Genomic DNA, 8,951 nt, shown 5'->3' with positions numbered 1-8,951 from the left:
GGACAACGCTAAAGTTATTGCGAATCTATTTCTATGATAGCTGGTCTAACTTTGTAAATGCTGTCTTTCGCCCGCCAAGTAGAACTTCAAAGGGTCGACAGAAGACGAGCAAGACAAAAGAACGGCTAAGTTCACAGCGCATCATAGTGAGAGAATAGCGGAGACACAAGAATAAAATGTAAATTAATGGTAAAAACGCGTCATTTTCTGTAGTCTTTACTTTTTTGGCTTGTACCCAGAAAAACAAAATGGTAATAAATACAATATATTTAAGTAATTGTATTTATACGTGAAGACTTACTGATCATGTCAGCTATTTTGCATCGGTAATGTATGATGTACAACTTTGCTACAACTGCAGCAGGAGGAAAGCCTAGTTTTCCAAATTTTTGATTAACTTTTTTTTCCATCAATACATAAAACGGAATAATTTGGGAAACCTACAAAAAAGGAATGGAAAGGAGGTAAGATTCACATGTATAGCAATCAAGGGAACCAACAAATTTCGGGCAAAGAGCTTTTGTATGTAGCTGATACGCTGAAAAATGAAGAGCTGTTAGCAAAGCTTTGTGTACAAGGTGCTGTGAACAGCCAGAGTCAGTCTTTGAAACAAACCTTGTCTCATCTTTCTCAGGAGCGTCTGCAAAATATTAGCGTCCTCATCAACACCCTACAGCAGCAATCAGGCATTACCCATTAATACGTACATAATAGGAGGTGCAAGAAGCCATGTATCAGCAAAACCCGTATCAACAACAGCAGCAACAGCAACAGTCTTACCAGGTACAAGCACAATTGAAAGACGAGGACTTCGCGAACTTTGTCCTTTCCGAATTGAAACGCAGTGCCCGTGAATATACGACTGCAGCTTTGGAGGCAGCTAATCCACAGATTAGGCAGACCTTCCAGTCGTTATTGCAAAAGACACTGCAGGATCAAGCTGCTGTATTTCAGGAAATCCAGAAGCTTGGCCAATATGAGATTCAAGCTGCTCCTCAGCAGCAGATTCAGCAAGAGCTGCAGAAACAAAGCCAGACCGCAGCTCAGCTGCAGTCTTTTGTACAACAAAATTTGAGTCAAACCAACGCGGTGAGCTATCAGCAGCAAGACCAGATGACGATTGCTCAGCAGCAACAGCAACAATATCAGCAGCAGAGTCAACAACAAAACCAGATTGCGGCTTTATATCAAACACAGACACCTATCCAACCCATGATTAGTGCCTCTCAATATCCTAATGCGGTGCACAGTAATCAAGGGCAAGGCTATTCAACCCATACACAGTCTTCACCCAATCAGACAAGTCAACAGCAAGCCTATATTAGCAACCTGCAAGGACAGAATTATCAAGATCAGAATTATGGACAAACGGGCTACGGACATTCTCAGGGTCAGGGCTATGCCGCATCAACCGGATACAGCGCATCTGAAAATGCGGGCATGACTAGTAAAACAGCAAGCTCCACCAACGCTTCCCGCAGTCAAACAAGTTCTCAGTCCTCGACGGCAGGAGAAAGCTCTTATCTCAATAAACAGCATGAGGGCAGTAAATACAGCTTCTAATTCGGTTAGCCTGTTCCCTCAGCACCAAGACGTCCTAGCTTCTAGCTATAGGGCGTCTTTTTTTATCAAACATCCCATCGCTCTAATATGTTTATTTATTTTGTCCCACTTTCTCATAATCATGGTATGGAACCAGCTTGTCACACATATATAAGGAACATAGGATGTCCAAACTTATGGGAGAAGGGTGCTAATGCTGATGAGAAAAACGTGGATTTACGGCGCAGCTACTTTAATTGTACTAGGAGCATTAACAACAGCGTGTGGTTCCAAAGAGGAAGTTGCTAGTAGTGGTGCGGCAAGCTTGAAGGACCCCAAGGCAGCGACTACAGTGGCCCAACAAGGGAAGACGGAAAGCAGTGTGAAGACGGTGACCTCAAACGGTAAGCCAGCCATCGATGCTGATTATAAAGTTGATGGCAGAAACGTTACGATCACCTATCAGACAAGTAATTTCCAGATAGCGGATCATATGGATCAGAAAGCCGTACAAGGTGAAGGACATTTGCATTTGTACGTGGATGGTAAGCAGAAGGCGATGATTGGCAAAACGGGTCCGTTAACTCTGACCAATTTAGCAACAGGCAAACATGAGATCAGACTCGAGCTTCAGCAAAATGATCATAAAGATCTCAATGTAGAGAAAATTCTTAATATTGAAGTAAAATAATTGGGAACATTTGTGCGTATTTAGTCAGAAAACAAGCTTGGAAGAAGATCAGGTAACATTACGTGCATATTCCTTGAAAAGGCGGGCGCTTAGCCCGTCTTTTGTCATTTGACACACCTGAATACGTAGCATAGACTGTTGATAGTATGGCAGTATTGTCGCCTAATCGGAGGGAAACAATTGATCGTCGATATACGTAAGTGGAAGCATGTATTTAAGCTTGACCCCGATCGTGAGATCTCAGATGAAGCGCTCGACCGGCTTTGCCAGTCGGGGACAGATGCGATCATGGTAGGTGGCTCAACGGGGGTAACTTTTGATAACACCGTAGATCTTCTATCTCGGATTCGTCAGTATGAGGTCCCCTGTGTGCTTGAGATATCTAATCAAGAGGCGATCGTCCCAGGGTTTGATTTATTCCTAATTCCGATTGTGCTGAATGCGGATGATCCAAAATGGATCGTTGGGCAGCATCATGAGGCGTTGAAGGAATATGGTTCTCTGCTCAATTGGGACGAAATTATTGCCGAAGGCTATATTATTCTTAATAGCGAAGCTACGGCTGCGCAATTAACATCGGCTCGTACGACCTTGGATACTAAGGATGTTGCGGCATACGCACGCATGGCGGACAAGCTTTTTCACATGTCTATTGTTTACTTGGAATATAGCGGTATGTTTGGAGATATGGAGTTGGTGCGGCGGACGCGACAAGTGCTGGAGAATGCCCGTTTATTGTATGGCGGCGGTATTGACAGCCTGGATAAAGCTCAGCAAGCAGCGGAGGTCGCAGATACCATCGTCGTTGGCAACATTATTTATAGTGATCTGGAGCAGGCGCTTCAGACCGTGAACTTTGATAGAACAGGAAGGTAACTTATGAACGAGACAGTCAATATTTTAGATGCGATAAAAAGGTTGAATCCCGAGCAGCGCAAAGCAGTCGAAGCTGTCGACGGCCCACTTCTGATTATGGCTGGAGCGGGAAGCGGGAAGACACGTGTGCTAACGCATCGTATTGCTTACTTGATCGGCACGCGCAAAGCGGCGCCATGGAGCATTTTGGCCCTTACGTTTACGAATAAAGCGGCTCGTGAGATGCAGGATCGTGTCGGCAAGCTGGTTGGCGGCAGCGGGAACGATATTTGGGTTTCCACGTTTCACTCCATGTGTGTACGCATGCTGCGCAGAGACATTTCACGCATCGGTTTCACCTCGAATTTTACCATTCTAGATTCCGGCGATCAGTTATCAGTCATCAAAACGTGCTGCAAAGAACTGAACATTGATACCAAGAAGTTCGAACCGAAGACTTTTCAAGCGGCCATTTCTACAGCCAAAAATGAACTCATCTCTCCTAAACAATTTGAAGATAAAATCGGTGACTACTTCGACGGATTGACCTCCAAAATTTATACGCTGTATCAGAAGAAGCTTAGAAGCAACAACTCCCTAGATTTCGATGACTTAATTATGGCAACCATTCATTTGTTTAATGAAGTTCCAGAGGTCCTGGAGTTTTATCAAAATAAATTTCAATATATTCATGTCGATGAGTATCAGGATACGAACAGAGCGCAGTATATGCTTTGTCAAATGATTGCGGCCAAACATCAACGCATTTGCGTTGTGGGAGACAGTGACCAGTCCATTTACCGTTGGCGTGGAGCTGATATTTCGAATATCCTTAATTTTGAAAAAGATTATCCGAATGCTACTGCTATTTTATTGGAGCAAAATTATCGGTCCACTTCTAATATTTTGCAGGCTGCTAATAAGGTCATTGCCAATAATACGGGACGTAAGCCCAAAAACTTATGGACGGATAAAGAGGGCGGCGTAAAGATTAAGCTGTATCAAGCCGATTCCGAGCACGAAGAAGGCTATTTCGTTACAAGTGAAATTAATAAAAATAAGTCCAATGGGAAAAAGTTCGGTCATCACGCCATTCTGTACCGGACGAACGCACAATCTCGGGTGATTGAGGAAATTCTCATTAAATCCGATATCCAATACACCATTGTTGGCGGCGTAAAGTTCTACGATCGGAAAGAGATTAAGGATATTTTGGCGTATTTGCGCCTCATCTCCAATCCGGACGATGATATTAGCTTGAGCCGAATTGTGAACGTGCCGAAGCGGGGCATTGGCGACACCTCGATGGATCGAGTGGCCGAAATGGCGGGACGAAGAGGTATTTCCTTATATGCCATGCTGGAGGAAGTCGATTCACTCGAGATCACATCGAAGGCTAAGCATGCTTTAGCCGATTTCCGTGAAATGATTGATAACCTGAATCGAATGGTTGAATACTTATCTGTAACTGAACTGACGGAGAAAATACTGGAGATGTCGCAGTACCGTCTGGAGATGCAGCGTGAGAATACGATTGAATCCAAGGCTCGTCTCGAAAATATCGAGGAATTCCTGTCTGTGACGATGGACTTCGAGAAGCGTAACGAGGACAAGTCACTCATTTCGTTCCTGACCGATTTGGCGCTTATCGCCGATATCGATACACTGGATAAAGAGAAGCCAGAGGAAGAACAAGATGCCGTTGTGCTCATGACGATGCACAGCGCCAAAGGTCTAGAGTTCCCGGTTGTCTTCATCATCGGGATGGAAGAAGGCGTCTTCCCACACAGCCGTGCCTTCGCCGATAACGAAGAGCTCGAAGAGGAGCGCCGTTTGGCCTATGTCGGCATTACGCGCGCCGAGCAAGAGCTTTTCCTCACGTGCGCTCGCATGCGCACGCTCTTCGGCCGCACCGCCGCGAACGCGCCGTCGAGATTCCTTCAGGAGATTCCGAAGGAACTCCTGGAGAACGTCTCGATGGGCGGCTCCATCGGCGGAGGCTTCTCGCGAGCTGGCCGCACCAGCTCGTGGGGCAGCAGCAGTGGCAGCAGCGCCACTGCCTCACAAGCCGGCCGCGGCTCCGCCGGCTCGTCCGCTTGGGGCACGCCGTCCTCGTTCGGACGGCCTAGTACGGGCGCGGCTGCGCCAAGCCCTGCAGCCGGGGCAAAGCCGCCTGCGTTCCGGGCTCCGCAGCCTGCCGCAGGCGGCGCGGTGCCGGACTACAAAGCCAGCGACAAAGTGTCGCATGGCAAGTGGGGCATCGGCACCGTTGTGTCAGTGAAAGGCTCGGGTGATGACACCGAGCTGCAAATTGCTTTCCCGGCGCCTGTTGGTTTGAAGCGCCTGCTCGCGAAGTTCGCTCCTATTACGAAACAATAGGAGCCGCTTTTCGCCTTTATTTGCCGAACCTACCCTATTTCCCATTAGAGAGGAAGAGCCCGTAATGACAGATGCCATCGCGGCAATGAAAACCCTCATCCAAGAAATCAACAAACACAATCATAACTACTACACGCTCGATCAACCGGCGATTTCTGATGCCGAGTGGGATGCTTTATACAATAAATTGACCGCGCTAGAGAAGGAGACAGGGATTACCCTGCCTTCTTCTCCAACCCAGCGCGTTGGCGGAGACATTCTCAAAGGTTTTGATCCACACAAGCATCTGGCTAGGCTTTGGAGCTTGGACAAAGCGCAAAACGCCGAAGACCTGCAGAATTGGCACACGCGTGTGCTTAAGCTAATTGCAGATTACAACAGCAAGAACCCAGAGAACCCGTTGCCAGACCCGACGTATGTGGTGGAATTAAAGTTCGACGGGCTCACGCTGAACCTTACCTATAAGCAAGGAGAGCTTGTCCAAGCGTCTACGCGAGGAAACGGTACGGTTGGTGAGGGCATTTTAGCCCAAATCAAGACGATCAAATCCATCCCGCTGGAAATCCCTTACAATGAGGGGACCATTGAAGTGCAAGGCGAGGGCATGATGTTCCTCTCTGTACTTGAGGCGTACAATCAGACAGCCACAGATCCGCTCAAAAACGCTCGCAACGCAGCAGCCGGAGCACTGCGCAATCTTAATCCCAAAGTGACGGCAGAGCGCAAGCTGAACGCTTTCTTCTATAATGTGGGTTACTCTGACGGCATTCAATTCGATAATCATTTCGATATGGTTCAGTTTCTTCGTGACAACCATTTTAAAGTGAGCAACCGCACACGGTATTTCAGCACGATTGAAGAAGTAAGCGCAGAGCTGGAGCAGATTGCTGAAGAACGTCTTAGCTTTGATTTTCTGATTGACGGAAGTGTCATCAAAATTACAGACATGCGCACAAGAGAAGTGCTCGGCTACACCGAGAAATTCCCTCGCTGGGCGATTGCCTATAAGTTCGAAGCCGAAGAAGCGACAACAATCCTGCAAAGTGTATCTTGGGAAGTTGGCCGCACCGGCAAAATCACACCGTTAGCCCGCGTTGAAGCCGTGGATCTCGCTGGCGTAACTGTACAGAACTGCACGCTCAACAATGTCGGTGACATCGAGCGCAAAAACCTCAAGCACGCCTTAGGCAGCCTCGTCTACATCCGTCGCTCCAATGACGTCATTCCTGAGATTCTAGGTAAAGTCACCGAGGAGAATGACGGTGAGGAGATTGTAGCTCCGACGCATTGTCCTTCCTGCGGCAGTGAGCTCGAGATGCGTGGTGCGCATCTGTTCTGTTTGAACCGTCTCGGCTGCAGTCCGCAGCTGGTTGGGCGTATGGCGCATTTTGCTTCGCGCGATGCGATGGATATTGAATTTTTCAGCGAAATGACCGCTTCACAGCTGCATCAAGAGCTGGATGTCCGCGATCCTGCGGATCTGTACACCTTACAATTCGAGGACCTCGTCAAGCTCGATCGCTTTGGCGAGAAGAAGGCCCGCAACCTGCTTGATGCTCTAGAAAAAAGCAAATCGCGCGATCTAGCTTCGTTCCTCTATGCCTTAGGCATTCCCAACTCGGGTAAAACCACGACCAAGGTGCTGGCAGACTACTATCGCAGCTTACCGAAGATTATGGCGGCTACGCCTGAGGAACTAATCGGGCTTCCGGATGTAGGTGGAATAGTAGCTGAGAGTATTTATTCATTCTTCCGTGACCCTGTGATGGTATCCAGCATTGAGCGTATGCTCGCTGCAGGTGTGAACCCGATAGCCGAAGAGCCGACGGTTGTTTTGGCTAGCCCTGACAATCCGTTTTTCGGAAAAACCATTGTCCTCACAGGTACGCTATCCACTATGGGACGTGACGAATGTGCCAAAAAGTTGGAAGCATTAGGGGCTAAGATTACTGGAAGTGTTTCTAAGAAAACGGACATCGTGATCGCAGGGGAAAGCGCCGGCAGCAAGCTTACGAAAGCGCAAGAGCTTGGTATTCGGATCATCGAGGATGAACAGGAGCTTTTGCAGCTTTTAGGTGAAGGCTAAATGACAAATAAGGGGACAGTGCCATGCCGAATAAACTTCATATCGTGAATGGAGACGCTTTTGGAGATAAGCTGCGTGCTTCGGGTATCGATGGAGACATATTGGTGTGGCGCGAGTCACTATATGAAGGACCTATCGGCATGCAGATGTCGGATAGTGTCCTTTTAACTATTAGGGCGGTCTATATGAATCGCCAGCATGGCATCCCTCAGGAAATGTTCAACTCCACTACCTTGGAGCAGGAAAAAGCGCTGGACAAGCTTGCGGAGGATGTAGACGTAATTGTCCTGTGGTTTGAGCATGATCTATATGACCAATTGATGCTTTGTTATTTGCTATCGAGATTATTCGCTCTCCCTGATCGATCCTATAAAGTATCTTTGTTAAGTATCAATCAATTTCCTGGCGTTGAGTTATTTCATGGCTTAGGTCAATTAGACGTCATTCAAATTAAGCAGCTCCACGACAAGTGGTTGCCTGTTAATGAAGGACAGCTTCTCCTGGCCTACAAGGTTTGGACAGCCTACTCAGCTTCTGAGCCCCATCTTATGGCGACTTTATTGGAAGAGGATCTATCTGCACTGCCTTTTCTTAAAAAAGCCCTAGAGGCCAATTCAGAGCGCTATCCATCTATGCAAAATGGCTTGAACACCATTCAACAGCTCATTCTTGAGCTGATAGGGGACGGAGAGGTTCCCGTTCTGTCGTTATTTCAAAAAGTAAGCAATGCAGCCAGTCATTACGGCCTTGGTGATTTGCAGTTCTGGGCTATTGTGGATAGTATTCGCAAATGTGATGTTCCGCTGGTCCGTCTTACTGGCGGGGACAAGCTGCCGAGTTACGGCGAATCGCTGCCAGCTCAATTTGATAATTGGCAGTTGCAAAAGACTGAAATGGGAAAACTAGTTCAAGCAGGTGACCAAGATCATCTATACCTGAATGGCATGGACGATTGGATTGGCGGCGTTCATTTGTTCGGGAAAAAGGGGTTATGGCGCCGAAACGCTGCAACCACGGGGTTTTTAAAGATGTAAGATAATGGATGAACAAAGTTGCTTGCAATTCGTTTTGAAACCTGATAATATATGTTCTTGTCACCGCAACAAGCGATGCATTAACGCTTTAAACGGTAACGCATTAAAGCTCCTTGAAAACTGAACAAATGAATGAAGCAAATCAGCAAATTCAGTCACGCAAGTGACTACAATTGAGATTGCAAAATCTCGCTAGCAACGCAAATGAGCAATTAAGCTTTCAATAGTTTTACTATTATGGAGAGTTTGATCCTGGCTCAGGACGAACGCTGGCGGCGTGCCTAATACATGCAAGTCGAGCGGGTTTACCCTTCGGGGTAAGCTAGCGGCGGACGGGTGAGTAACACGTAGGTAACCTGCCTAT

At 47.2% G+C, this 8,951-nt stretch carries 7 protein-coding genes and 1 rRNA gene; all 8 read left to right on the top strand.

Annotated features, from left to right (window positions below):
- The first annotated feature begins 475 nt into the window (after positions 1–475).
- On the top strand, positions 476–700 hold the full coding sequence (locus G519_RS0136565) for a hypothetical protein (RefSeq protein WP_029198790.1): 225 nt from the start codon (positions 476–478) through the stop codon (positions 698–700).
- Positions 701–729: 29 nt separating this feature from the next.
- Positions 730–1,563: a spore coat protein gene (locus tag G519_RS48230; RefSeq protein ID WP_051254031.1), complete on the top strand. Its 834-nt coding sequence runs from the start codon at positions 730–732 to the stop codon at positions 1,561–1,563.
- 193 nt (positions 1,564–1,756) lie between these two features.
- Entirely contained in the window at positions 1,757–2,233 is a 477-nt protein-coding gene (locus G519_RS48225) for a DUF6130 family protein (protein ID WP_051254029.1), read from the top strand.
- A 180-nt stretch (positions 2,234–2,413) separates the two neighbouring features.
- Positions 2,414–3,109, top strand: coding sequence for a heptaprenylglyceryl phosphate synthase (pcrB, locus tag G519_RS0136550; protein WP_029198789.1), 696 nt, complete (start codon positions 2,414–2,416; stop codon positions 3,107–3,109).
- Between the two features lie 3 nt (positions 3,110–3,112).
- Complete coding sequence (gene pcrA, locus G519_RS0136545; protein WP_029198788.1) at positions 3,113–5,467, top strand: DNA helicase PcrA; 2,355 nt, start codon at positions 3,113–3,115, stop codon at positions 5,465–5,467.
- A 64-nt stretch (positions 5,468–5,531) separates the two neighbouring features.
- Positions 5,532–7,553, top strand: a complete 2,022-nt coding sequence (ligA, locus tag G519_RS0136540) for an NAD-dependent DNA ligase LigA (RefSeq protein ID WP_029198787.1) — start codon at positions 5,532–5,534, stop codon at positions 7,551–7,553.
- Between the two features lie 23 nt (positions 7,554–7,576).
- Positions 7,577–8,587, top strand: coding sequence for a DUF1835 domain-containing protein (locus G519_RS46390; RefSeq protein ID WP_036635268.1), 1,011 nt, complete (start codon positions 7,577–7,579; stop codon positions 8,585–8,587).
- 234 nt (positions 8,588–8,821) lie between these two features.
- A 16S ribosomal RNA gene (locus tag G519_RS0136530) occupies positions 8,822–8,951 on the top strand; the annotation flags it as partial.

Origin of the sequence: Paenibacillus alginolyticus DSM 5050 = NBRC 15375, from assembly GCF_000422905.1 — a bacterium.
GTDB lineage: Bacteria > Bacillota > Bacilli > Paenibacillales > NBRC-103111 > Paenibacillus_E > Paenibacillus_E alginolyticus.
Note: the sequence above shows the minus strand (reverse complement) of the source record. Positions and strands in the feature narration are given on the sequence as shown.